At 42.3% G+C, this 26,129-nt stretch carries 25 protein-coding genes; 8 read left to right on the top strand and 17 right to left on the bottom strand.

The features are described 5' to 3' along the window. Positions 1-23: 23 nt before the first annotated feature. Complete coding sequence (locus C1E24_RS10075; RefSeq protein WP_138481067.1) at positions 24-2,240, bottom strand: TonB-dependent receptor; 2,217 nt, start codon at positions 2,238-2,240, stop codon at positions 24-26. A 444-nt stretch (positions 2,241-2,684) separates the two neighbouring features. On the opposite strand from C1E24_RS10075, the gene C1E24_RS10070 reads away from it, so the two are divergent. Both C1E24_RS10070 and C1E24_RS10065 read left to right on the top strand, forming a co-directional pair. Next, complete coding sequence (locus C1E24_RS10070; RefSeq protein ID WP_138481065.1) at positions 2,685-3,959, top strand: metal-dependent hydrolase family protein; 1,275 nt, start codon at positions 2,685-2,687, stop codon at positions 3,957-3,959. A 138-nt stretch (positions 3,960-4,097) separates the two neighbouring features. Next, the gene (locus C1E24_RS10065) at positions 4,098-5,135 is read left to right on the top strand and encodes a tetratricopeptide repeat protein (RefSeq protein WP_138481063.1); all 1,038 of its coding nucleotides are present in this window, start codon (positions 4,098-4,100) and stop codon (positions 5,133-5,135) included. Positions 5,136-5,156: 21 nt separating this feature from the next. On the opposite strand, the gene C1E24_RS10060 is transcribed toward C1E24_RS10065, so the two are convergent. From C1E24_RS10060 to C1E24_RS10015, 10 genes are read right to left on the bottom strand one after another with little or no spacing between them, the layout of a single operon-like run. After that, on the bottom strand, positions 5,157-5,864 hold the full coding sequence (locus C1E24_RS10060; protein WP_138481062.1) for a hypothetical protein: 708 nt from the start codon (positions 5,862-5,864) through the stop codon (positions 5,157-5,159). Then, entirely contained in the window at positions 5,861-6,616 is a 756-nt protein-coding gene (locus tag C1E24_RS10055; RefSeq protein WP_138481060.1) for a hypothetical protein, read from the bottom strand. The genes C1E24_RS10060 and C1E24_RS10055 overlap by 4 nt, the downstream gene beginning before the upstream one ends. After that, positions 6,606-6,950, bottom strand: a complete 345-nt coding sequence (locus C1E24_RS10050) for a cupredoxin domain-containing protein (protein WP_138481058.1) — start codon at positions 6,948-6,950, stop codon at positions 6,606-6,608. The genes C1E24_RS10055 and C1E24_RS10050 overlap by 11 nt, the downstream gene beginning before the upstream one ends. Next, on the bottom strand, positions 6,947-8,341 hold the full coding sequence (locus C1E24_RS10045) for an ATP-binding protein (RefSeq protein ID WP_138481057.1): 1,395 nt from the start codon (positions 8,339-8,341) through the stop codon (positions 6,947-6,949). The genes C1E24_RS10050 and C1E24_RS10045 overlap by 4 nt, the downstream gene beginning before the upstream one ends. Continuing rightward, the gene (locus C1E24_RS10040) at positions 8,341-8,997 is read right to left on the bottom strand and encodes a response regulator (protein ID WP_138481055.1); all 657 of its coding nucleotides are present in this window, start codon (positions 8,995-8,997) and stop codon (positions 8,341-8,343) included. Before C1E24_RS10040 ends, C1E24_RS10045 begins: the two co-directional genes overlap by 1 nt. Further along, positions 8,998-9,663 carry a hypothetical protein gene (locus C1E24_RS10035; protein WP_138481053.1) on the bottom strand — a complete coding sequence of 222 codons (666 nt, stop codon included), beginning with the start codon at positions 9,661-9,663 and terminating at the stop codon, positions 8,998-9,000. Beyond that, on the bottom strand, positions 9,660-10,460 hold the full coding sequence (locus C1E24_RS10030; protein WP_138481051.1) for an SDR family oxidoreductase: 801 nt from the start codon (positions 10,458-10,460) through the stop codon (positions 9,660-9,662). The genes C1E24_RS10035 and C1E24_RS10030 overlap by 4 nt, the downstream gene beginning before the upstream one ends. Then, positions 10,457-11,125 (bottom strand): TenA family transcriptional regulator, encoded by a 669-nt coding sequence (locus C1E24_RS10025; RefSeq protein WP_138481049.1) that lies wholly within the window; start codon positions 11,123-11,125, stop codon positions 10,457-10,459. The genes C1E24_RS10030 and C1E24_RS10025 overlap by 4 nt, the downstream gene beginning before the upstream one ends. 10 nt (positions 11,126-11,135) lie before the next feature. Then, complete coding sequence (locus C1E24_RS10020; RefSeq protein ID WP_138481047.1) at positions 11,136-12,653, bottom strand: AMP-binding protein; 1,518 nt, start codon at positions 12,651-12,653, stop codon at positions 11,136-11,138. Then, a complete protein-coding gene (locus C1E24_RS10015; RefSeq protein ID WP_138481045.1) occupies positions 12,647-13,318 on the bottom strand; it encodes a thermostable hemolysin in 672 nt (223 codons plus the stop codon). The genes C1E24_RS10020 and C1E24_RS10015 overlap by 7 nt, the downstream gene beginning before the upstream one ends. Before the next feature lie 440 nt (positions 13,319-13,758). Between C1E24_RS10015 and C1E24_RS10010 the strand changes: the two genes are divergently transcribed. After that, positions 13,759-16,203, top strand: a complete 2,445-nt coding sequence (locus C1E24_RS10010) for a TonB-dependent receptor (RefSeq protein ID WP_138481043.1) — start codon at positions 13,759-13,761, stop codon at positions 16,201-16,203. A gap of 407 nt (positions 16,204-16,610) precedes the next feature. Next, positions 16,611-17,885: an SNF7 family protein gene (locus C1E24_RS10005; RefSeq protein WP_240721983.1), complete on the top strand. Its 1,275-nt coding sequence runs from the start codon at positions 16,611-16,613 to the stop codon at positions 17,883-17,885. Positions 17,886-17,941: 56 nt separating this feature from the next. Here C1E24_RS10005 and C1E24_RS10000 read toward each other — a convergent pair whose 3' ends face one another. From C1E24_RS10000 to C1E24_RS09990, 3 genes are all read right to left on the bottom strand, one after another. Continuing rightward, on the bottom strand, positions 17,942-18,367 hold the full coding sequence (locus C1E24_RS10000) for a DUF4177 domain-containing protein (RefSeq protein WP_138481041.1): 426 nt from the start codon (positions 18,365-18,367) through the stop codon (positions 17,942-17,944). A gap of 248 nt (positions 18,368-18,615) precedes the next feature. After that, on the bottom strand, positions 18,616-19,281 hold the full coding sequence (locus C1E24_RS09995; protein WP_138481039.1) for a DUF1826 domain-containing protein: 666 nt from the start codon (positions 19,279-19,281) through the stop codon (positions 18,616-18,618). Between the two features lie 118 nt (positions 19,282-19,399). Beyond that, complete coding sequence (locus tag C1E24_RS09990) at positions 19,400-19,747, bottom strand: winged helix-turn-helix transcriptional regulator (protein ID WP_138481037.1); 348 nt, start codon at positions 19,745-19,747, stop codon at positions 19,400-19,402. A 104-nt stretch (positions 19,748-19,851) separates the two neighbouring features. Here C1E24_RS09990 and C1E24_RS09985 point away from each other — a divergent pair, with 104 nt between their 5' ends. Together C1E24_RS09985 and C1E24_RS09980 are read left to right on the top strand one after the other, a co-directional pair. Then, the gene (locus C1E24_RS09985) at positions 19,852-20,619 is read left to right on the top strand and encodes an SDR family NAD(P)-dependent oxidoreductase (protein ID WP_138481035.1); all 768 of its coding nucleotides are present in this window, start codon (positions 19,852-19,854) and stop codon (positions 20,617-20,619) included. A gap of 35 nt (positions 20,620-20,654) precedes the next feature. Next, a complete protein-coding gene (locus C1E24_RS09980; protein WP_138481033.1) occupies positions 20,655-21,305 on the top strand; it encodes a cupin domain-containing protein in 651 nt (216 codons plus the stop codon). Positions 21,306-21,381: 76 nt separating this feature from the next. Here the strand turns inward: C1E24_RS09980 and C1E24_RS09975 are convergent, their stop codons facing one another. After that, positions 21,382-22,038 (bottom strand): NAD(P)H-dependent oxidoreductase, encoded by a 657-nt coding sequence (locus C1E24_RS09975; RefSeq protein WP_138481031.1) that lies wholly within the window; start codon positions 22,036-22,038, stop codon positions 21,382-21,384. 200 nt (positions 22,039-22,238) lie between these two features. Here C1E24_RS09975 and C1E24_RS09970 point away from each other — a divergent pair, with 200 nt between their 5' ends. After that, complete coding sequence (locus C1E24_RS09970; RefSeq protein WP_138481029.1) at positions 22,239-23,198, top strand: sensor domain-containing diguanylate cyclase; 960 nt, start codon at positions 22,239-22,241, stop codon at positions 23,196-23,198. Between the two features lie 12 nt (positions 23,199-23,210). On the opposite strand, the gene C1E24_RS09965 is transcribed toward C1E24_RS09970, so the two are convergent. After that, complete coding sequence (locus tag C1E24_RS09965; protein ID WP_138481027.1) at positions 23,211-24,158, bottom strand: LysR family transcriptional regulator; 948 nt, start codon at positions 24,156-24,158, stop codon at positions 23,211-23,213. A gap of 253 nt (positions 24,159-24,411) precedes the next feature. Here C1E24_RS09965 and C1E24_RS09960 point away from each other — a divergent pair, with 253 nt between their 5' ends. After that, on the top strand, positions 24,412-25,413 hold the full coding sequence (locus C1E24_RS09960) for a zinc-binding dehydrogenase (protein WP_138481025.1): 1,002 nt from the start codon (positions 24,412-24,414) through the stop codon (positions 25,411-25,413). Between the two features lie 69 nt (positions 25,414-25,482). Here C1E24_RS09960 and C1E24_RS09955 read toward each other — a convergent pair whose 3' ends face one another. Next, positions 25,483-26,025: an acyloxyacyl hydrolase gene (locus tag C1E24_RS09955; RefSeq protein WP_240721982.1), complete on the bottom strand. Its 543-nt coding sequence runs from the start codon at positions 26,023-26,025 to the stop codon at positions 25,483-25,485. Positions 26,026-26,129: the final 104 nt, after the last annotated feature.

Here is a 26,129-nt window from a genome sequence, read left to right as displayed (position 1 = left end):
TTTAGTATTAGCTTAATTGCGAATTAGAATGTTGCGCGGTAGCGAACACCAAATTCACTCGCATCATTGCTCTTGATAACAAGCAGGTAGTCACCTGTGTTGATGCGTGCGTCATCATAGCGCTCATCAAAGATGTTGCGACCGTAAAGTGATACATCCCAGTTTGCGTTTGCTGGCGCATAAGAGATATCAAAGTTTACTGTTGTACGGCTATCAACTTGCGTCATGCGCAGTGGATCTGAGCTAGGCTCACCGTACATGCTGTCACGGTAAGAAACGTCAAAGCGGCTTGTTACTGTCGCGTTGTTTTCAAGTTCAAACGTGTATGACGGGCTAAGTGATGCAGTCCACTCTGGTGTAAGTGGCGCAACTGGCTTAACGCCGTTTTGCTCTTCAACGTCTACGTCCATAAAGCCAAAGCTTGAGTGAAGCGTAAAGTTGTCAGTCACGTAATACGTGCTTTCAAATTCAACACCGCGAGAGGTTTGCTCAACGATCAGGTTATTGGTATCAAAACCTGTCTCAGTTGACGTGTTTACTTGGTAAGGTAGGTCGTCATATTCAGTGTTGAAGAATGCCACACTCATGCTGAAATCATCTGTTAACTGGCCTTTGAAACCTGTTTCGTAGTTGATTGCACTGATGTTGTCGCTCGCCATAAATGCGTTGTTTGCACGTACAATTGCTGCAGCTTCTGGGTTATCAAAACCACCGGCACCGAAGAATTGACCGATTAAGAAGTAAGGACGCGCAGGGTACTGACCAGATTGGTAACCAGTTTGCACTGTACCGTACCAGTTTAAGCCATTTTCAAACGTGTAGTTTGCAGCCACTTCATAAGACACTTCGTCCCACTCACGGCTAGAGTAAATCGTGCCTACTGGGTCAAATACGTTTGTTGAAGCTGATTTTTCATCTTCTGTGTAACGTACACCACCTGATAGACGTAAGTCGTCAGTTGCATCGTAACCTACGTTTACGAATACTGCGCGGCTTGTCGTTTCTTGGTCAAGCTCAAGCTTTGTTGGGCCACCGTCGAATTGTGCTTCAGTGTCGCTTTGACGGTTGCTGCCTTCTTCGTTGAACCAGTAAACACCCGTTACGAAGTCAACAGAGCCTAAGTAACCCGTTAATTGTAGTTCAACAGAGGTTTGATCCGCTGTACCACGCTCAGGGTAATGGTCTAATTTTACTGCTGTGCCATCATCATCCAGACCTGCTTTGTATTCAGATGAACGCTTAGAGAAGATGAACTTAGTACCAAGATCAGCATTGATGTCGTATTCAGCCGTTAAAGAAATGCCGTTTGCTTTGTTTGAAACGGTGGCAGTTTCAATTGTGCTGGTTGCATTGTCATATGGGTCTGCTGCCACGTCTGCGTTTGTTAAACCGCTTTGTGCTAAACGACCATTTGGTAGTTCGTCAATTAAGGTTGTGAATGGACGTGTACCACCTTCGCCATCATTTGCATCAGCGGTGAATACCAAACGCAAGTCTTCGCTTGCATTGTATTTTACAGATACACGACCATGGAATTCTTGGTTCTCACCTACATCGTATTCAGCATTAGGTAGGTTGATAAATTCACCTAAACCGCCGCGACGGTTAAAGCCCATGTTGAAGTTAAACGCTAAATCTTCAGTCACGGCTTGGTTAGTGAAAATGCTGCCTTTTAAGCGACCACGAGTACCCACTTCAGCACTTACTTTAGTGACTGCAGCTTGATCAGGCTGTTTAGTGATGATGTTGATTGCACCACCGATTGAGTTACGACCGTAAAGCGTGCCCTGAGGTCCACGTAAAACTTCGATACGCTCAATGTTTGCTAGGTTCCAGTTTTGACCTACTTGGCGGCCTAAGTAAACGCCGTCTACGTAAACACTTACGCCCGGATCTGTGGTGATAAGGTGATCTTGCAGACCAATACCACGGATGAACGGGTTCGCAGATGAGTTGTGGCCAGCTGAGAAGCCAGTGATATTTAAGTTAGGAACAAACTTGCCTACATCAGTGATGTCAGAAATACCTTGTGAGTCAAGGTCATCACCTGAGAATGCACTCATCGCAATTGGCACTTCATAAATAACTTGCGAACGTTTAGTTGCTGTTACTGTAATTGCTTCAATTTTTTTGTCTTCAGCTTTAGCTTCGTCAGCCATTACCGAAGTTGAAGAGAAGCTGGTTAGTGCAAAGGCCATCGCCGCAGCGATAGGAGATAAATTGCGTACAGGGGTGCTCATATTTATTCCTCAAGAAACTGTGTTTTAAATCTCGTGTGTGTTGGTTTCTTGCGAGGTGACTCGCCAATCTAGTGGAATAACAGAGGAATCAGACTTTAATTTATAAAACACGCGCGCACAAAAACGCCATCACCTTAAGAGGGCGATCGCTTCCATGACAAATGATTTTTATAAAATGAAGGTCAGCATCATGCTGCTATTCGGTTGGGCGGGCATTATAAGGTAAAGCGTAATAATTCTGCAATAATAAATTAGATTTTATTCTCCAAAGTAAGAAAGTGATTAAATAATTCAGTTGTTTTTGTAGCTAAATTAGAAATTTTGTACCTTTTATTAATGTAAGTTAATACTTTTATAAAAGTCGCAAAAACTCGCATTAACAAAAACTTTATGAATTAATGAGTAAACAGATAACAAAAACACTTAAAACAGCAAGGGCTTATTATGAAACTCACCTCGATTGCGCTAAGCATATTTGCTTTAACAGCGAGTATGTCAGTATTTGCAGAAGACTTAATTATTCACGCCGATGCGGCTCTAGATGTTAAAACAGGCAAGCTTATCAAGCCTGTTACGCTGGTGGTTGATGACAATAAAATCTCAGAAATTAAACGTGGTCACTCTAAAGTATCGGGTGATTATAAACTCATTGAATTACCAGGACACACATTATTGCCAGGGTTATTCGATATGCATGTGCACTTAACCAGTGACGCTCAAGTACATGGCTATAAACGTTTACAACGTACTTCGCAACGAGCAGCTATTACCGGTGTTCGTAACGCAAAACGTACTTTAGAAGCGGGTTTTACGTCAGTACGTAACTTAGGCGCTGTGGGTTATTCAGATATCGCTTTAAAACAAGCTATTTATGATGGAGATGTGCCTGGACCTCGTATTTTTGCCTCAGGCCCGTCACTGGGGGTAACAGGTGGTCATTGTGATAACAATTTACTGACTCATGAGCATGCTATTACTGCTCAAGGTGTTGCAGATGGGCCGTGGGCGGTCCGCGCCAAAGTACGTGAAAACATTAAATTCGGTGCTGATGTGATTAAGTATTGTGCGACCGGTGGGGTGCTGTCAAAAGGTACTAAAGTCGGTGCCCAGCAATACACCCAAGAAGAGATGGATGCCATAGTTTCAGAAGCGCATTTACGCGGTTTAACCGTTGCCGCTCATGCTCATGGCACCGAAGGGATTAAGTCGGCGATTAAAGCCGGTGTGAATTCGGTCGAGCACGTGAGCTTTTTAGATGATGAAGCGATAAGGCTTGCGAAAAAGCACGGCACCTATTTTTCAATGGATATTTACAACACCGAGTACATTTTAGGTGAAGGTGAAAAAGCAGGCATTTTAGAAGAAAGTTTAAATAAAGAGCGTGTTGTGGGGGCCAAACAACGAGCAAGCTTTAGCAAAGCGGTCAAAGCAGGTGTGAAAATGGTATTTGGCTCAGATGCCGGTGTTTATCCACATGGTGATAACGGTAAACAATTCAGCCGTATGGTGAAGTTTGGTATGACTGAGCTGCAAGCCTTGCAAGCAGCGACGATTACGCCCGCAACTTTACTAAAACAAGAGCAAAACTTGGGTTCACTCGAAGTAGGAAAGTTTGCTGACTTTATTGCTGTGAAAGGTAATCCGCTTGAAAATATTGCGGTCATGGAGCAAGTCAGTTTTGTCGTGAAAGACGGCGAGATTGAGGTTGATAAAAGATAACGTATATATTCTAAGCTTCATCTCTGGAGTTAAGGGTGAAGCTTAAACTCTAAATTTAACATGCGTTTACAATTTAACTGCTATAGTCATTTTAAAATTATTTATAATAGAGATGGTTCATCTTATAAAGATATTATTATGACTTTCACCCGCTTAGTTTTTACTCTCTTCTTGAGTGTCTTATTTTCACCTGTTTCTGCAGAAAAAGCAGTTCAAGATGATGAATATCGCATAAATGAAGCGGCTTATTTTCTTAATTCAAATCCTAAAAAAACATCACTTTTGCTTAAAAAAATTGATCCGGAAAAACTTAAAAGTGATGACTTAATCATCGAGTATCATCATTTAACGATACTTGCGTCTTTACTGCTGCACGAACACCAATCGTCTGAGCCTGCTTTTGCATCTCTTTTTAGTCATGTAGATGAAAAAGCCTTCCAAGAAAGGCGTTTCAATATTCTCTATAACCTTGGAGTATGGTTGAGAAGAGGTGGTTTTTATTCCCAATCTGAGGGAGCGCTACTTTGTGCATTGAGGAGTGCGAATAATGCGACAGACAAAATGAAAACACTCAATAGCTTAGGAGGTATAGCTCGCCATTATGCGAAAAACAGTCAAGCACAAGATTATTTTCAACGCACGCTCGAACTGGCGGAACAGGTCAATAATAAAAAGGTTATTGCGATCTTAAATAATAATTTGGGTGTCATGGCACTTGAGTTTAAGGAAGTTACAAAGGCGAATCGTTTTTTTAAAGCGGCATATCGTAATTTTCAGATCAGCCAATATGAAAGTGGCGAGTTAAATTCAGGTATAAATTTATTATTTACTTTTGCTCTTTTAGAAGATCATGACATGTATAACCGCGCACTGCCTAGAGTGAAAGAATTAGTCGACAAATACAATAGTGATTCGAAAAATGCCTATTTTGCATGGGTAAATGCTTTTAGCGAAGTTCAACTCAGTGGGTATAAGTATACTAGAGTGCAAAGAGGTGCCTTAAAGCAGAAGTTTCAAAGTATTGATGAGGCAGGACTGCAAAGGCTATTACAAAAGTATATTGCTAAGCCGCTCGAGATAGAAGTCGCGCTCTTACCTGAAGAAGCTTTAGAAACAAAATCATTGTCCATTGAAACAAGGCCATGGCTAAAAAAAGCCATTGAATGTAATTTTTAGTCAATACCTGGATAATTTGGTTTAAAACTCATACTCCAGTGCAAATCTGAGAGTATGATCTTTTCCTGAATGTGAAATTTCACTGATAAAACCCGCTTCCCACTTCAGTTGCTTTTGCCCTTCAAAGCGGTAAGTGCCCATAAAGCCTGGGCCAATGCCGACAAAATCTTCGCCTAAATAGATTTCAATTGAAGGTTGTAGCACGCTCATATAACGGTATCTGAATTTGGCCCTAAACTCGGTTTCAAATTCGTTTTCTATGCTGTTGCCCCATTCATAAATTAAAAAGGCATTTAAGGTGGCACTGAGCTTACCAAATTCTTTCTCAACGGCGATACCTGAGGTTGCTTCAAAATTGTCTTCACCATTGTGCTTTTCAAATTCAAAAATCGCTCCCCAGTCAGCGCTGTATTGGCCTTGCTCTGTGAGCATCCAGCGCATTTCAACTTCGTAACCAGTCACGCCGAAGTTATCATCTTGGTCACGCTCGCCAATTACATAGAGCTCGAGCATTTTGTTTTCAGCAAATGATTGACCGTAGCCAAAGCGTTGCCCGAGGCGGTTTTTGTTTTCGGTTTGGCTCGACATAATGCGCCATTCGAACTCTTTCTCGTTTGCAAGCACATAGGGATGATAGACCTTATCAACCACCAAGCCATCGGCATGGGCAGGAGATAGGTGACAAAAACTTGCAACAAGCAATAAAAAACCGAGCAATGATTTATTCATGGTGCTGGCTCCTTAGTAAAATGCGCTTTATGGTTTTTAAATGCACTAAAACATAAAGCAAAAATAATTAGATAAAACAAGGCAAAGCCGCTGGTGGGTGCTGCTTCAAAGCCAAATAAAGCGCTGAGTAAATGACCGTACTCTGATTTGTCAGCGATGATATGAGAAATATCGAACAAGGTTTCTCCCGCACCGAGTACATCGACTTGCGCAAGGTTATCGCTAATTTGTGCGCTATGTCCTGCGACAAAGCTGGCAAATGCGAGCGAGTTAATAAATTGGCCAAATCGGCTGCTAAGTTCGTTTAGAAAGAACGACCAAAGCACCGCAAAGCTGAGTGAAATACCAATGCCAACACAAGCGGCAATCAGCAGGATTTGCAATGAACCATGACCTTGCGATGCGGTTAAAAAGTACACGTAAAAGCTGGCGAGTTTCAAAATAGCAAAGCTGCATAGGGCCACTTGCAAAATTAAAAACTGCCATTGCTTAACTTGCGCTGCCGCGACAAATGAAAAGGCGCTGAGCAACAGCAAAGCACTTTGACTGAGCTCTAAGCCCATACCGTCAAACCATTCACTGATATTGGCTGAACTAGCGACAAAAAGCAGCATGCCAAACAGGCTGGTCGCTGATAAAGTTGCTAATTGTTTCGTTGAAAACTGCACCCTAAAGGTGTTTTGCACATAAGTGAATAAAATAAAAATCGGCAGTAAGTCGCGCAAAAAGATAATCACGGTATTAATGAACATCGCTAGGCTCCTTTACAACCACAAACCCTCTGGCAGAGTCGGGGTTAAATTCACCAAAAAATTCGTATTCACCGGGTTTCAGTGGGCCAACAAAAATCACTGCTTTGCGATTTGGGAACAAGACTTTTTCGCGGTTTAAGTCAAAGCTGTCAAATTCTTCTGCGGTGGTGTCTCGATTGAGTATGATCAATTTAACTTTTTTATTGGCAGGCAGCTCGATGCGCTCGGGCACAAAAATGTGATCTTTCAGTTCAATATAAAACTCTTCAAGCTTGGCAACACTCGAAAAGCTACATAGCAGCAATAAACTCAGCCAAAGTGGGCGTAAACTCATATTTTCGCTCCTTGGCTAGCTTGTTGGGGTTTTGCAACGGGTAAGTAAATTGTGACGCCTAAACCTCCAAGTGCACTTTGGGCGATTTTCAGTTCGCCATTTAAGAGCGTGACAATGTGTTGCACTATGGCCAAACCGAGCCCTGAGCCTTTTGCTTGATGTTTATTGGTGTCGTCACGATAAAACGGTGTAGTGAGTTTAGCAAGTGTCTGTGGTTTTACACCTGGGCCTGAGTCGCTCACTTCGATGCCAATAAATCCGTTCGGTGCCGCAACGGTTTGCATCGCGATGGTCTGTCCTCTGCCCGCATATTTGATGGCGTTTTTTAATAGATTGTCGAATAGGGTGGTGAGGGCAAATTGCTCCCCTAATACGGTAACATTATCTGCATTGAGGCTTATATCTTGTTCGTTGTCGGCGATTTGTTCATAGCGCTGACCGATCAACTCTTGCAACAATGCAGTTAAGTTAACAGCTGTTAAACTTTGCTCAAAATGCGCAGGCGTGTAACGAGATAGTGCAATGATCTGTTCAACCACTTGTGCCATTCGAGCTACTTGGGCTTTAAGCTCAATCAGTTGTGACTCGCTGATCTCAGACGTTTTTATCTGCTGCAATAAATTATGGCTGGTGATAGTAAGTACGCTTATGGGGGTGCGAAGTTCGTGGGCGATATTGGCGGTTAAGCGTTTTTCGCGGTCAAAGGCGCTATCAAGGCGCGCCATGAGATCATTGACTTTGTCAGTCACCAATTGCAGCTCTTGCGGCACTTGCTCGGTGTTCAGCGGGCTTAAATCTCGATGACTTTTTTGTTTGAGCGCTCTGCCTAAGTCTGCAACAGGTTGCACACTTTTTTGAATAATATAAAAGATAAACAAGCCAATCACGGGAATGGTCAACACTATGGGCAAGATGCTACTTAGCAATAAGTTTTCAGAAGCGTCAATACGCTGTTGAATGGGCTCGGCGACCAGCACTGAGTAATCATGGTTGTGTTTTTCATATAAGCGCCAGCGTTGCCCCCAAAATCCCGCTTCGGAAAATTGGCTCGCTTCTGAGTGCTCAAGCTGAGGCTTATCAAAATGTTGCGACTGATTTTGCATTGCGTGAGCTTGAAAAGGGCGAGGCAAACGTTTGGCTGCTTTTATTAAAGCTTGGCTTTGTACTAAACGGCCATCTGCATAGCGAATTTGAAAAACATGTTGGTTGTCTTCAATAGGCGCTTCGTTTTTTGTTAAGGCAACCAATGTGTGGGTAAATTGTGCCAATTGATTATCAAAAATGCGCTCAAGCTCGCGGTCGCTTTGCTGATAACTCTGCAACGCGGCAAAAAAAGTCGCCAACACAACCATGGCGAGAATGAGCTTGAGTAACTGTTTTTGAATAGACATTAATGTTTAATTATATATCCCACACCACGAATGGTTTTAATAAAGTCTTTGGGGACGCGTTTACGTAAGTTACTGATGTAAACCTCAATGGTATTTGAGCTAACATCTTCCCCCCAATTATAGAGCTTTTCTTCAAGGCTCGACTTTGACTGAATACGATTTAAATTTTCCATCAGTGCGCGCAGCACCATGTATTCTTTGCGCGATAAGCCGACTTCGATGCCATCAACAATAAGTTGGTTGTTTTGGGTATTTAACACCACATTATTGACCACGATATTGGTTTGCGTATTGGTGCCATTGCGACGCTCTAACACGCGCAAACGGGCCATCAGCTCTTCTACATCAAAGGGTTTTGCAAGGTAATCATCGGCACCTTGGTCAAGGCCAGTGACTTTGCTGTTAATATCATTGCGTGCGGTAAGAATGAGCACAGGTAAAGAGGCATTGTGTGCTTTGAGCTTAGTGAGGACTTCAAGGCCATCGAGATCGGACAAGCCTAAATCAAGGATCACCAATTGGTAATCAATCTGCGTGGCAGACTCAATCCCAAGTTTGCCAAGTGCCACCCAATCGACCGCATAGCCTTGGGTTTCTAAGGAGGTTTTCAGGCCCCTTGCGAGAGGCCCATCGTCTTCAATTAACAGTAATCGCATTTAGCGTTTCTTTTTGTTTAATTTTTTATCGACTTTCGCCATCAGCATATCGATTTCATGGTGTCTGAATTCGTCCGCCACAGGTCGCATTGGACGTGCAGGGGCTTGCTTGGCGCGCTCTAAATACAATTTTGCTTGTTTGTATTTTCTTTCATCATAAAGGTATTCACCGTAAAAGTAATTAGGATCAATACCTTGTGGGTTTAATTCTAGCGCCTTTTGCAACAACTCGCCTGCTTTATCATCATCGCCAAAGCCAATTGGCCAACCCGGTACTTTGTGAAAGAGGGTACCTAAGCTGGTATAGGCTGAGCCCGACAGCGCATTCGGGTTCATCTTAAGGGCTTGCTCGAATGCGTCTTTGGCATTTTCAGCGTGTTTTAAAGCGCCTAGGCCGCCTTTCGCTCCAGCATAACTTGATTGCACGATACCGTACCAGATCAGCGCATCGGCATTATTTGGCTGTGCTGCTTTAAAGGCTTCGGTGTCTTTAATTAACGCTTTGTAGGCGTCAAGCTGGGCATCATCTTCAAGTTGGTAGTTAACATGTGCCCATTGCTTTTGAATGGCATTTAAGCTGTTTTCTTGGGCGTTTACAACGCTTGTTTGCAGGCTTAATGCAGAACAAAGTAGTGTCGCTACTGATAATTTACAGAATAAGTTCATGATAGTTTCTCCAAACTAGGTTGAAAGAAGGTTTTAATCTTTTTCAGTTTTTTGCCAAGGGCTTTGTCAACAACTTCGGGTAATACGCCATTTAATCTAACGAATAAGCGCTCGGGCCAGCCCAAGGTTAAGCGTCGTTTATTTGAATTAATGAGTTCAATTAAGGCTTTTGCGACCACCTGAGGCTCATCGACTTGATTGCCAAGAGCAGTGTTCATATCGTTGACCTGTTGCGAGTTAATCGCGGTTTTAGTGGCGCGAGGTGCTAGATACTTTATGCGTTTATTTGTGCCTGAATATTCACGGGCTAAGGCTTCTGTAAAGCCGCGCAGGGCAAATTTGCTGGCGCAATAATTCACATAACCGGGATGTCCTATCGCACCAAGCGCAGAGCCGACATTCACCAAAGTGAACGGGCGTTGTTTGGCCTGTTGCAGTAGCAATTGATTTAGCGCCATCACAGCAGTGACATTGACATTAAAAATATGTTCTATGTCTTGATAGCTGCCTGCTACAAAGGCGCCAAATTGTGATGTTCCTGCACAATTGACCACTAAATCGAGCTCGCCTAATTGCGCGCAGAATGACAGTAAATTGTGTCGAGCGGTTGGCTCAGTTAAATCGGCACTAAAGATATAGTGCTCGCCGGGTAATTGATTACTTAAAGCGGTGAGCTTTCTGGTATCTCTGGCCGTTAAAATGAGCGTGTAACCTTGGGACGCGAGTTCTAAGGCAATGGCTTCGCCTATGCCTCCGCTGGCGCCACTTAGCAAACACAATGGCTGTGTTGTACTCATGCTGCAGCTCCCTGTTTGGTTACGTCTAATGCTCTAAAAATGTTGCCATACAGCACGTAAAAACGTTTTGCACTACGAATAATCGCTTGCTGCTGTTTTGGGCAGTCAATTTTATTCATTAAGTTTTCGAAAAACTTCACGTGCTCTTGGTCGAGTGAACCATGTGAGCGTAAGTAGCTAAATGCAGCATTCGGTAAATTTAAAGTGTCTTTAATTTTTGCGGCGGCCATATCGGCGATGGTGACACTGGTGCCTTCTAAAACATGCACCATGCCGAAGAAGGCGACAGGCTCAATGCGAGTAATTAAATCATAGGCGTAAGAAACCATCAGCTCAGTTTGAATAAGCGGCTCGGAGCGACGAGTTGCTTCTTTGTCAAAACCACAGGCGGCGATGTCGTTTAAAATCCACTCTTGGTGACCAAGCTCTTCTTCAATGTATTCTGCAACGGCTTCTCGCAGCCACTCTTGTTGTTCGGTGAGCTTACCGCCAAGGGTCATCAGTAAAGGCACTGTGTGTTTTACATGATGATAGGCCTCGGTTAAAAAGTTCACGTAGTCGTTTAGTTCAATATCACCCTCAAAACAGCGGGCAATAATGGGAGAACCCAGTAAGTAAGCGCGTTCTTGTTCTGTTTCTAAAACCAGTTGTTTAAAAAAGCTCATAAGTATTCTCCTAAGCAAGTTTTGCAGTTGCTTCAAATTGTGGGTGAGCAAAGCACTGTGCTTGATTAAAATAAGTGTCTAAATGATGTTTAAAAGTTTGTTCAATGGCCGGACGAATAAACTTGCCGTTGGCTGTGGTGCAGCCATTGATAGCGCTAATGGGGCTCGAAAGCGCGACAATGTGTGCGATTTGTGCGTAATCGGGCAGTTGTTGATTGACCGATGCTAAACAGCCTTGCAATTGCTCGTCGCTCAGCGGAGCAAACGGGTATGCCACTGCAGTAAGTGCTGGATAGCCATCGCCTAACACTACAGCTTGCATAAATGCGCCAGTAGCATCGAGCAGAGACTCAGGCCATTCAGGTGAAATGTTTCTACCAAAGGCGTTAATGATGAGGTTTTTACGACGGCCCGATAGCTGTAGCGAATTACCGTCAAGCTCGCCCAGATCGCCAGTTGCGAAACGTGTTGGATACCAAGACTCAGGCTCACCGAGATACCCTAAAAATAAGTTGCTGTGAATAATCACTTCGCCGTTTTCAAGGCTAATTTTGCTGTGAGGCAGTAGTTCACCCGCAGCATTGTTGCCCTCAATAATATGCGTATTGAGGGCAACCACAGAGCCAGCCTCAGACAAGCCGTAACCTTGATAAACCGGTAGACCAAGGGCGTGCGCCTGCGAAATTAATTGCCCATCCACTTTTGCGCCACCAACAGCAATAAAAGTCAGGCTGCTTGGTGCTTGCCAGCCTTGTTTACTTGCTGTCACCAGCAGTTTTAAAAGCTCAGGCACCAAAATTAAGGTATTAGGTTGAGTACTTGAAATTATGGCCAGTAATGCCTGTGGGTTAACAAGTTTACTGCCTTTAAAACCTCTTTGCTCGTCGCTGGCAATCACCACAGTACCGCCACTAACTAGCACCGCATATATGCCTGCGATATTCTCAAGCAAGGTGCTAAAGGGCAGTAAACATAAGTGTTTAGCTTTGGCTGTATTGGTTGCGCGCTCGATAGTACTCGCTAAACTTTGTGCCACATTAATTTGATTTTCTTTACTTAAACACACGCCTTTAGGAGAGCCAGTTGAACCCGACGTAAAAGTGATTTTTTGCGTGCCTGTTGGGCAGTTGATCTCACCCTCAGTTTCTATCGACAGCACATTTAAATCGTACGCAAAAGGCTTGCTCTGTAGTGCAGCCTCGTCGGTGAGTAAATGCTTAATTTGACTCGATTCAAACAAATGTTGTTTTTGTAGCTCGGTGAAAAAGTCGGGCACAGGCACAATTAATCTATCGCTACAATGGGCTGCTAAATCCGCAATCAACCATGCAAGGTTGTTACTACTTTGCAGTGCAAAGGCACTAATTTGGGCGCTATCTAGCTGGCGGCTAAAGGCAATAATGTGGCTAACCAGCTCTGCATAAGTCAGACTTTGCTCAGGCGCTACCACGGCAATGTCATTGGCAGGGTGTGCACGCAGCGCAGTTAAAAGCGAAGCAAAAGGCGTGTTTGAAGTCGTGTTTAACATAGTGCTTCCTTAGTAATTTGCGCGGCCAGTTTGTTGATTGAAGGGCTGATCAGTTTGAACATTTGCGCGTATTTTGGAGTGTTGCTCACCACATGGGCGACCTGCGGCAAGCTCAATAAATAAACTTGCGGTTTGGTATCGTAGTAACGGCCCCAGTCATTGTTTGAGGCTGCAAGTTTGCTTGGATCGGCTTTTGCCAAATGAGTTAAGGTTAAGCCATAGCCTTTTAAGATATTGGCAACGCCTTGGGTGGCACAAAATGCCAGTGCCTGTACGCCGCTTTTCATTAACGCTAAGGTACTTAACATAAATAGCGGAGTCGCAAGTTTATGACCATTACTATACAAGCTGCCATATTCAACGATTTTGCTTCTGTCGTTAAAAGCAAAATATTGCTGCGTAAAGTCTTCTATCGGCTTATCAAGATACTGTTCTATAAATAGCGGTGAGTTTGCACTGCGAACGCCCATAGCGGCATGCTTTGATAAAAAGCTTAAACGCAGAATGTAGGGCATAGAGACTTTGATCGAGGCATCAAAGCGGTTTTTATATCCAACCTCAATAAACTCACACACTTGTGGCGCCGAGCCATCATTGCGTAGCAGTTGATAGCGAGGCAAAAACGCCGTAGCGGTTTTATAAAATTCAATGCTCTTAGCTAACATGGCAAAACACCTCTTGGTTTGGGATAGTTTGATACCAATCCTCAATAATACTTTAATAATTTTGAGGGACTAAAACTGACGCTTACTTCGTTAAAAATTTCTTATTTAGAACAACTAAGTAGCAAAATTTTCGCCTTGCCATCGACCAGTTTTCCTTGCCTCAAAATAGATAACTTAATTAAGAGGATTGGTATTACTCTAAATCTCGAACCTTAAGAAAAACTTAAATTTCTTAAGGAAGTGAAAGCTGTTTTCTAAGCTAATGAATTAAATGATTTTCCTTTAATTTTTTGTTTCTGTTTTGTGGTTTTTAGAAACATAAAGATTACATGTTCGGTTAATGATTGAGCGAATAAAAATATTTTAATAATGATCATTGCAATGATAATTATTTTTATTTAGAGTTTGCGCGATTTGAAACTAGAGCACATATTCCAAAAATGAAAAAATTTAGCTTATCTCTCATCGCAGCCGCTTGTGCGGTGTCACCTTTCACTTATGCGCAAGCAAAAGCAGATGCAAATATCGGTTCGGCAACCGATAACTCTGACATTGAAGTGATCAGTGTTTATGGTCGCCAAAACCAAGTTGTCATGAACTCGGGTCTAGCCACTAAGTCAGATATGTCACTGATGGAAACACCAGCTGCAGTTGTGATTGTCGACAGTGAATTAATCAATGCACAAGGCGTTTCAAATCTGCAAGATCTTGTGCGCAATATCAGTGGTGTGACGCAAGCAGGTAACAACTACGGCATTGGTGATAACTTAGTGGTGCGCGGTTTAGGTGCCAACTATACCTACGATGGCATGTACGGCGGTGCAGGTTTAGGCAATACTTTTAACCCAACGCGCTCTCTAACCAACGTAGAGTCAATCGAAGTATTAAAAGGCCCTGCAACAGGCTTATATGGCATGGGTAGCGCAGGTGGTGTGATCAACCTGATTGAGAAAAAGCCTGAGTTTGAAGAGCTGCATGTTTTAACGGCTGAACTTGGTCAGTGGAACAGTTACTCATTACAGATGGATTCAACCGCTGGCGTTACTGACGATCTGGCTTATCGTGCGCTTATCAAAACTGAGCGCAGTGATGGCTACCGTGATTTAAGCAATGACAGAGATGAAGCGTATGTCAGTTTTAAGTATGTGATCAGTGATGCGCAAGACATCATGCTTTCAACGGCATATATAAAAGATGCCATCGCGGTTGACTCAATTGGTCACCCAATTCGAATTTATAATGCTGACTCTGTTGATGGTAAAACTGCAGGTGAAGCGAGCTGGCAAGATTTAATTAATGATCCTGCTGGCAAAGGTGTGCAGTTATCGGATGCTCAGCGTCAACAGCTTGCAAACTCATTGGCAGCAAATGATGGCTTAACGCCTTATACATTTGGTCATAACGGTATTATTTCGCCAATGGCAAAAGACAATGAAGGCGAAGAGTTACGTGTAAAACTGACTCACAATATTGCTTTCACTGATGACTTGACCTTAAACCACCAACTGCAATTGCGTAACTATGATTCTGGCTTTGCCCGCCAAACCGGTGCGTATAACTATGTATACTGGAATCGTCGTGGCACTATCAATGCTGATCCGCGTGCACCTTTAGTGGTTGATGATGTACTTTATCCTTATGCTGCGCGTCGTCAGGAATATCGCAAAGTTGAAGCTGAAGAGCAATCTTGGCAGTACTTTGCCGATCTACGCTATGACTTTACTTTAGGCAATGTTGATAATGAGTTTTTAGTCAACGCAAACTACGAAGATCGTGATATCCGCTTTAAGCAATATTCAATCTATGATGCAGATAAAGTGATTAAAAACAAAGAAGGTGACGTGATTTACCAAGGTAAATTACCTTACATATTTGACATTCGTAATCCGAACTGGGCAACGGGCAGCTTTGAAGATCACGATCCGTTAAAAACCAGTGATTACAATAAAACAGTGAATGCGTGGGGCTTAGGCGCACAACATGTTGCCTACTTTGAAAATGGCATTACAACTCGAGTGGGTGTGGCGTATAACCGTATCAAGCAAAGTTACGAGCACTTTGGTGTAGATGCAAGATACCGTGCAAGTGCTGCAGAGCCAACGCCAGAGCAAGATACCTCAGATAGCGGCTTAACGTTTAATTTAGGCGCAAGCTATAAGTTTACAGACGATGTATCTATGTTTGTTAACCATGCAAAAGGTCGCACGGCTTTTGGTGTACTTGAAGAGATATATGGCAATGAAAAAGACCGTGAAGATTCAGAGTCAATCTCAAACGATATTGGCTTACGTGTAAAAGCATTTGATGATCAGCTTGTTGCTTCATTTATTGTGTTTGATAGCAGTCGTACGAACTTAGAGTATGCAAACCCTGATTATGAAGAGGGGGTGTCGGCCGCGAGCGTACCAAAGAGCTTTTTCGATGGAAAAGAGCAAACTAAGGGTGTAGAACTTGACCTAAACGCAGTATTAACTGATGAGTGGAAGCTTAACTTTAATGCGGTTTATCAAGATGCACGCGACAAAAAAGATCCAAACCGTGATTCATTCGATACACGTCAAAAAGGGGTGCCTTATGTGACGGTAGGTAGTTGGGTTACTTATTCAAAAGAGCTGTTTAATCTCGCTGAGCCAATTAATTTCAGTTTAGGTCACAAATATGTTGATAACCGCAGCACGCACTCTACTTCATTCGGCATTCCTGACGGATATGTGCCAAGTTATAGCGTTTTTGATGCGGGCGTCAGTTACAGCAACGACAACTGGAAAATCCAAGCGAATATCTACAATTTATTCGACAAAGTGTATTACAACAAGGCTATGTTCTTAGGTGGTATGCCAGGGGACGAGCGCAATGTGAAATTAAAAGTAACGTATGCTTTCTAATTCACTAAACTGAATACCATTAAGAGCGCTGCGGCGCTCTTTTTTTTATGTTTTTGATTAAACTATGTTCAAACAGTCAGCTTAAGTTTAAACGTCTGAAAATTGAGCTTTTAGAGCGATTAAAGTTACAGTGAATTTACGATTGATGATCGGTTACGTAAAATTAAATATCAAGATTATGATTTTTAATACTTTTAATTGTATAACTTAGACTTATCATTTTCTTTTATAACAGCATTAGATAGCGCTTTTTTTCTTATCATTTACATTGTTTACGAGTTTAAACAGCCTTTAAATTCTTCGCTTACATCACTAGCAGTTTTGCAATTTTCCCTAATTTGAATACACAAAAAGAGTAGGCTAGGCTTGCGCGAATTTTATCACTCTCACCTCGGAAATTCGCTTTTATGTCTCTTTTTTCACCTCGTTTGTCGGCTTGTGCGATGGCACTTTTTAGCGCCACTATGATGTCGTCATTGTTCGTATCAACTTCAGTTGAGGCTGCAGGCAATACAGCTAATACTGAGCTTGAAAAGTTAGAGCAACAAATCGCTGTACTAGAGCAGCAAGTAAAACAGATGAAAGCGCAGAACAGCAAAGAGGTGGTGGTCAATGCTGCCCCAGATATTCATGTCGGTGGTGCTATTCGTTTTAACTACAACATTGTGTCGTATGATGATGATAACGAGAAGCGTGGCGGCGACATCGACTTTGATTTAGTGCGCTTGAATTTCTCAGGTGACATTGCCGATATCGGTGTAAATGCAGAGATCCGCTTTTTAGATTACATGCGCGTCGTTAAGTTTGCCTATCTTGATTATGACTTGAGTGATGACTGGCATGGGCAACTGGGCTTAGCACCAGTGCCATTTGGTAATGCACCACATAGTGGCTTTCATAGTTACTTTATGAGTCCTAATTACTTCATTGGCTTGCAAGAAGATTATGACTTAGGACTGGTACTCAAACATAAAGCAACCGAAAACAGCGTATTAGACATCGCATTTTTCAAAAACGACGAACATGGTGGCGTAGATGGCGGTGCTGAAGAACGCAAAGACCGTTATTCAGTTGATGCATTAGGAATTAGACTAAGCGGTGAAAACATCCATGATGCGCCAACGACGACTTTAGCTGAATATAACACGCTAGTGGGTCGCTATACTTATCAACTTGAACATCAGTTTGGCACAACCCATGTGGGTTTTTCAGCGCTCGATGGCAGTTTGCATGACGGCGTGAGTCGTGTAGGCGACCATGAAACTTGGGCACTTCATGCTTCGACGCATATCGGCCAATGGCGCGTGCATTTACAACATACTCAGTATCAATATCACATAGACAATGTGACACAAATCGTCGTAGGTGCAAACTCTATGTATGACACTATCGCCAGTGAGGCAAGCAGCACTAACCTTGCTGTGTCTTATGATCTATCGGTAGACATCGGCCCTATTTCTCAACTGAGTTTCTACAACGATTTTGGCACCGTTTACAACAAATCAGATGATACTGCCAATACGTGGATGAATATTACAGGCATGTCGATATCAGCAGGGGCGTTATTTACGTATGTTGACTTGGTGCATGCGAAAAACCAACCCTTTGTCGGCGGCTCGTTTGCTGGCAACAGTGATGATTTTGAAAGAAGGCTGAATATTAACGTGGGTTATTATTTCTAACCAAGCTGAGAGTTAGTCAAATTGATGAGGCGCTTTCTTGCGCCTCAGTTATTTCATCAATGAGCGATTTCTCGCTGGAAGATAGCAAGTAAGTTTCCGGTTTTTCCTACTAATGCATTTTGTGCCAGTTCAGGCGTGAGTATTTGCACGAGCAGCCAACCATCTTGTCCTTCTTGATTCAAAATTGACTGTAAGTCAGGTAGCTTTGCTTTTTTGAAGCCCGCTAAAAAGCCTTCGTTATTTTCTATTTCGAGTGTTTTATATTCGTATTGTTTTTTCATTGGCGTTTCCTCGTATTCCAGATCTGCAAAGTTAATGTTTAACGCCGATGCGATGGCCTTTTTAGATTGCAATGAGGCCGTATACTCTTTCTCAATTCTTTGAATTGTTCGTAAGTTTAACCCTGCTGCAATGGCTAGCTCATCTTGAGACCAACACTGTTTTTGTCTTAGTTCAATAATTAAATCGGCATTTACTTTCATAACGCTGTAGACCTTTGTGAATGTGACACCAACAGCATCACCTAAAAACGCGAAATTGATTACGAATACTTAACGAAGCATACCCGCAATTTATACGACAGCAAATAATAATGTCGAATAAATACTTGAAAGATATCGTTAAGTTAAAGTGTTATTAGAAATAGGGGGTGAGTAAAAATCAGCGTTTTGTAACTTGAATGGCTGCAAAGCGCTGATGAAACGGGTATTTAGAAAACGAAAAAATAAGCTCAATCAATCAAGTCAAGTGTGAGTAACAAGCGCTTTTTACCTTCGGCCAATTTTGGCGAGCGGTGAACTAAGCCTTTACCTTCATTGCCAGCCCAACCTTCACCTTTTAGCAAGGCAACATCGCCGGCTTCAAGTGTTTGAATGGCGTTTTGTACTGTCATAATACCTGACTGTTCATCATCAAGACCTTGGCTGCCCGCACCGAGCTTTAAACGGTCAACATGCTCGTTAAGGAGCCATTCTGTGGCCACGCCTTCAAAAGTGGTGACTAAGCGACAAGGGATTTTGTCGACATGAAATTTAGGGCACATTGCCTTGTCTAAAACCGACAAACGCACACCAGCACGTTTGGCTTCGAATAACGTACAAAACATATCGACTAATACTGCGATGTGATCACATAAAGCCGGGCTTGCTTTCAATGCACGATGGCTGCTGCTTATTTTTTCAAATGCATTTTCAGGTTCAGCGGCAATCACTTCTTGAAGGTTTGGCGCGTTTTCAATGATGTTTTGCGACTCTTTTAAAATGTCGGAAGATAAAGTGTATTGCCAAATCGAAATATTGACGTGTTCGTTATAGATGTCCGTGAGAATTTGAAACTCGTCAGACACAGAGACGCTTGATGCTACTTCAAGCTGCTCGGCGGTATTTGAGTAAGCCATGTTTATTTACAAATTAAGTGACGGTGAACTTGATTGTAATGTTATATGGTATCAATTTCTAGTTGCGATTTGTTCACCCCGTCATTTCAGTGCTTATACAAATCCTTAGAATTCGATTTTATTTGTTTTTTAGTCGATCTATCTCGGATTGTAAGTATTCTAACTGCTCAAGAATGGCTAAAAACTTTTCTCCAAAAGGGGTGACTTGATATTCAACGCGAGGAGGTAGCTCGTTGAATACTTGCTTTTCTAAAATGCCAAACTCAACATTACGTTTGAGACATTGATTAAGCACTTTAGTAGTTAGCCCCTCAACTTGGCGCACCATTTCACCGGGGCGATTTACCCCTTCATCTAATAATTGATACACAGTTAAAGACCATTTACAGCCATAAATGGTTTCGACCATACGGGCGCTAGATTGAGGCGCCAATTTTCTTGGAAATATTTTTTCGTTTGCTGTCATAAAGATGTACCAAAAAGTACCTACCTAACCAAATTGTGCTTACTATTCAGAGGCTTTTCGTAAAATTAATATTATCACGACTTTTACAAACAAGAGATGTGATTATGAAATTTTCGAATGTAGGCACAGTGATGATTATTGGCGGTTCTAGTGGCATGGGTTTCGCGACGGCTAAGGCATTATTAGAGCTTGGGCTTAATGTAGAAATATTAGCGAATAATGCCGACAAACTCGATAAAGCCATCAATGAGCTGAGCAGCTTAGGTCAAGTCACTGGCACACAAATCAATTTATATGACATTGATGCTGTACAGGCGCTTGCGAGCAAAATTACATCATCGTCTACACACTATGGTTACTTAGTGAATGCGGCTGGCTACTTTTCACCGCTGGCTTTTGTTGAGCACACTTTAGCTGATTACAATCAATACCATGATTTAAATAAAGCGACGTTTTTACTGACCCAAGCGGTTGTCAAGAATATGCAAAAAGCGGGTAGCGGTAGCATAGTGAATATTGGTTCTATGTGGGCAAAACAAGCCATCAAAGCGACGCCTTCGTCGGCGTATTCAATGGCAAAATCGGGCTTGCATGCTTTTACTCAGCATTTGGCTATGGAACTCGCTGATGACAAAATTCGCGTTAATGCTGTGTCTCCGGCTGTGGTTAAAACGCCGATTTATGGCTCTTTTATTGCGCCTGAAGACATAGACACTACGCTAAACAGTTTTAATGAGTTTCACCCAATAGGGAGAGTGGGTGAGCCAAATGATATTGCTAACAGTATCGTCTTTTTATTATCAGATGATGCAAGTTGGATCACAGGCAGCATTTTAGATGTGGATGGCGGTGTGATGGCGGGAAGAAATTAATACACTGAGCATCTTTTGCTTTGTGGGAGATAAATATGTTGAATATGAATTTTCTAGAACGTTTAGTGATAGAAACTGCAGATATGCCTTGGCAGCCTAGCCCTGCTCAAGGTGTGTGGCGTAAACCTTTAGAGCGCGAAGACAAAGAATCAGGACATACTACAAGTATTGTGAAATATAACGCGGGCTCTGCTTTTAAGCCTCATCCTCACCCTATGGGTGAGGAAATCTTTGTTCTAGAGGGCGTGTTTTCTGACGAGTTTGGCGATTACCCTGCGGGGACCTATATTCGAAATCCGCCAAACAGCGTTCATGCACCATTTAGTAAAGAGGGCTGTGTTATTTTCGTAAAGCTCAATCAGTTTGACGAGCAAGATAAAGAAACTGTAAGAGTGAACACCTCAGATACCCAGTGGCAACAAGGGCAGGGGAACTTGCAAGTCATGCCATTGCATAGTTATGTGCATGAACACACTGCATTAGTGAAATGGCCTGCTGGCGAGCAGTTTGTGCCACATAAACATTTTGGTGGTGAAGAAATTTTAGTGTTAAGTGGGGAGTTTATTGATGAGCAAGGGAGGTACCCAAAAGGCACATGGTTACGCAGTCCTCACATGAGTGAACATCACCCCTTTGTAGAGCAAGAAACCGTTATTTTAGTCAAAGTGGGTCACTTGCCTGTATGACATATTATGCGCATTGAACCTTGAGTCTGATAAAACGGTAGTCGCCGAATTGTTCCAGCGACTACCAAAACAAAATTTAAATCACGCTAATGACTGCTTCACGAGGTAGGCGCGCTTTAGGTAAGCCATGATTCCAGTCTTCACCGTCTTTGTGATAACCAATAGCAAGGGCAACTTCACAGATATGTCCGTCTAGCTCTTCTTTAAATAATTCGCCCAACAGTTCTGAGTCAACGCCTTCCATCGGGGTAGAGGCAATTCCCATTCTGGCAAGTACATGCAGTAAATTACCCAGAGCTAAATACACTTGCGCTTTTGTCCAAGCGCCGTTGTAACCTGTCTCATCGGTGTTCATTTCTGCAAAAGCATAAGCGCCCATAAAAGTGTCATACATTTGTGCAGGTAAATGACCTGAACTCACTTCGGCATCGACACGTTTACTGAACTTTTCTTTCGTAAATTGAGGGTCGTAAGCCAATAGAATTGTATGCGAAGCTTCTTTGGCATGAAGTTGATTGAACTGATGCTTGTTGGCAAAGCTATCATGCAACCTTTGCTTTGCTGCTTCGCTTTCAATGACGACAAACTTCCAAGGCTGAGAGTTTATAGATGATGCTGACAAGCGAAGTGCCTCAAGAATAATATTCAAGTCTTCGTTTGAGACTTTCTTCGTTGCATCGTATTTCTTAACGGTATAACGGTGGTTCAAATCTTCAATAATCTGCTGTGACATAGTGTCTCCAATTCTGTTGAATAGGTTATTGACGATTATTTTAACTTGAGCTTTAAAAATGATAATTGCTTATATAAATGAAACACTTTCAATAAAAAATTGATAATGAAGCTGGATCATGGCCTTCATAATGGCAGACTAGGTCTAAATCACATTCTTCTACTATCTTTATAAAAAGTTTACTGTCTTTAAGTAGCGAAATGAGCGGTTATCCTTATAAATCTTTTCATGAATTATCAGTAGAAGAAATAGATTGGCAGCGCTGGCAAAAGCTAGTGAATACCGTTGCCGATTTATTCTCGGCGCCTGCGGCATTCGTGACACAAGCAAGCAATAAAGGCATTGAAGTGCTTGTTGCATCTGAGCTGCCCACAACCCACTATTCACCTGGGGGCGCAGCGGGTATGGACGAAAATGTTTATTGTCATTATGTGGTGCAAAACAATCTGCCCTTGTATGTAAAAAATGCCGAGCAACAACCTGAATGGCATTCAAACCCTGAATATGCAGAAGACAATTATGTTTCTTATTTAGGTTATCCCATCCTTTGGCCTGATGGCACGCCTTTTGGCACTTTATGTGTGATGGATACACAAACAAGTGATTATGCCGATCAACTTGTTAATACATTGGAGCTTATGAGTGAAGTGTTGAATAGTGACTTGGCACATTTATACACAGAAAGCCAATTGCGAGTAGAGAGTAGGATCGATCCCCTGACAGGTATACTGAACCGAAGGGGGTTTGAAGAAGCCTATGAACAATATCGCAGATTATCTCAGCGCCTTGGTCGCAAGGCAAAACTGTGTTTTATCGATTTAGATGATTTTAAAAAAGTGAATGACAATTTAGGTCATGAAATGGGTGATAAGTTACTACAAGTTTTTGCACTAGCCCTGACAGAAGTAACGCGGTCGACAGATTTGGTTTGTCGCTGGGGCGGCGATGAGTTCGTTATTCTATTTAATAGTGATAAAGAAGTTAATTCGCAGCAGTTAATAGCAAGGATCAACGAATTTGTTCATCAAGGTTACCCAGCGCACACTATCGGTTTTTCTTCTGGGGTAGTTACCCTAGACCTAAATCAGGACAACACGTTAGAGCATGTTTTAATCGACGCAGACAAAGCCATGTATCAACAAAAGTTATCGCTCAAGTAGCAAACTTTGAGGTTATTTCTGTTGATAAAGGCGCTCTATATTTGGAATGTTTCTTTCCCAAATAGGTGTTTTATCACCAATGTAATGTCTTGCGGCGTCTAAAAATAATCGCGTCCTGACAGGTAAGTCTCGATGGGGATACACGGCATACATGGCACTGTAATCAGGCAAATTCACGTCGGTCAAAATTGGTACTAAGTTACTTTCTTCCATGGGCTTTGCGAAAAAGAAAGCGGGGGCAGTCATAAAGGCATTATGTGAAAGCACTTTTTCAACTAATGCTTCACCGTCGTTCGATTTGAACACAGGGTTAATTGGTTGCTCTTGTGGTTCACCTTTTTCATCTATGTAACTGATAGATTCAAAGCGGATATGTGAACTCGAATAGGCTGCAGCAGGTAGTTCTTCTAAATCAGCCATGGTTTTTGGTTCACCATAAATTTCTAAAAACTGTTTAGTGGCTAGAATAAGCATACGATTACGAGCAATTTTACGTGCTATAAGCGAAGAGTCGCGAGGTTCACCAATTCGAAACGCTAAATCAAAGCCTTCAGACACCATGTCTACGACTCTGTCGTCGTGTCTTAAATCTATGGTGACTTGTGGAAAGCGCTTTTGAAAGTCATTGATGACAGGCATGAGATAAAACTTACCAATGTAACTCGACGCCGTAATTCGTAGCAAACCGCGAGGCTCTTGGTGGTAGTTTTCAGCTAGTTGCACTGTATCTTGAAGCAACAATCTAAGTTCTGCGGCTTTTTTTACCATTTCAGCACCGGCTGCAGTCAAAGAAAAAGAACGAGTTGTTCGGTTTAATAAACGAACACCTAAATCTTCTTCTAATTTACTCACTTGCTTTGAAATAACAGAGCGATCAATGTTTCTAAGCTCGGCAGCTTTTGAAAATGAACCTTGCTCAACAACTTCAAGCAACATGATCAAACGACTGGTTGTATCCACGGTGCGATCCTAAAAATCAATATTGATGATAGTTTGGCACCAATGAAAGCGTAAAACTAGATTAATAATCTACAAATAAAGCATAAATTATAAATTTAATGGTTTCATTACCTTATGTTGACAATTGTCGCGGTGAGGTTGTTGAACTTGAATTGACGTGTTTTAATAACAAAAAGCGACAAATTAGCAATTATTTTGCAATAATTGGCGTGTTTTGATATCACAAACTGATTCTTTTAATGACAGGAAATGTATGTCTGCAGTTAACAATTCAATGAAAGTCATAGAACTCGTTCAGGCCGGAGAGGCTTTCGACTTGCAATGTGCTGAACGTCAAGTACCACAGTTGGGTGCAAATGAATTGCTGGTGGCCATCGATTATGTTGCTTTGAATCATGTTGACGCGCGATTAGCACAGACAGGCTTTTCACAATGGCAATACCCGCATGTCTTGGGACTCGATGCCGTGGGTACTGTGGTTGACGCGCCAAAGGGCGTTTTTCCGAACAAAGGTTCGCGCGTGTTATTTAACGCCTGTCTATCTCAACATGGCATGTTAAAAGAATATGCAGTGGTGCCTAGCCACAGTGTTTCTGTGATCCCTGATGCAGTACCTAGTGACGTTGCTGTATCTTTACCCAATGCTGGTATGGCGGCACTTATTGCCTTGAACAAACTGCAGTTGCAATCAGGTGAATCCTTACTGATCAACAGTGCTCAGGGCGCGGTTGCCCACTTCGCGATTCAATATGCCAAACAGCAAGGCGCGCAAGTGTATGCATTTGCTCAAAAGCCTCATCAGAAGCGTCTTGAAAAGTTGGGGGCTGATTTAGCGTTTGATTGTGAGCAAGAAGGTGTTTGCGAGCAAATTAAAAGAGAAATTGGCAATGCGGGATTTGACTGCATCATTAATACCCAAGGCGGAGAAACTTTCTTAGAAGATTTACAGCATCTGCGTTTTTGTGGTCGTATTGCGTGTCTAAATGGCTTTAGTACTATTCCAGAGCAGTTGTTATTTGAGAAAGCGCCGAATATTGGGGTGGTTTCAGTGTCAGGTGCTTGGCTTTCAAATAGTTTATGTGCGCAGCAGCATTTGCGTTTTATGGGTGAGCAGCTGTTACAAGACGTAGCACAAAAACGCATTCAGGCGCCTGAACTAAATATTATTGATTTCGAGGTAGCCGCAGTGCGCGACGTCTTATCTATGTTGTTAACTCAAACTTGTACAAAGCGACCGATTATCAAAATTAGATAAGTTAAGGTCATTATTAAAAAGGGTTGAGCGGTCAAGCCACGCAACCCTTCAACAGCTTTTTGGGGAAAATCAAAAATAGCTGGAATACGAGAGTGAAATAAAATCGAGTCCTGGATTTGGGCTTTTGAACCCTGCATTTGAGTAATGCATATATCTTACGGCCACTTTGGCATCTTCTAAGTCATAAACCAGTCCGAGTCTGTCTTCAAATTGATAATGTGTGCTGACGTTTTTACCAGCAAAATGTGTGTCGTCTAGTAGTGCTAATCCTATCCCTAGCTCTAAATAAAGGGGTTTTTCATACCAAATTGTAAGCGGGTATTTGAATACAGGCGTAAGAGCCAGAACAAAGTTAGTATCGTGTTTGCTTTTTGAACCTCTGCCATCAGCTGAATAGTTCCATAAGTTAACGCTGGTCTCAAAGTGTAAGTCAAAGTTTTTCCAAGCTTCAGGCAGCAAATTTTCTGGGTGATACTGATAAGCAAGCTTGATCCCATCTACGTCTCCTTCACCATGAATATAGTGAATAGCATAACCGTGTTTGTTATCTGCAAATGCTGTTGAAGTAAATGTTAAGAAGAAGGCGAGCGCCAATAAACGCAGTAAATTCATAGTTAATGTGAACCTCATCATTTCAATGAGCGTATTTTCACAAAGCTATTTGTGTTTATATGCAAACAAATGTGCACGATATTGATGCTGAAAATGAAACAAAA

It is taken from the genome of Pseudoalteromonas phenolica, assembly GCF_005876835.1.
Lineage (GTDB): Bacteria > Pseudomonadota > Gammaproteobacteria > Enterobacterales > Alteromonadaceae > Pseudoalteromonas > Pseudoalteromonas phenolica_B.
This window is presented reverse-complemented; position numbering and strand designations above follow the sequence as displayed.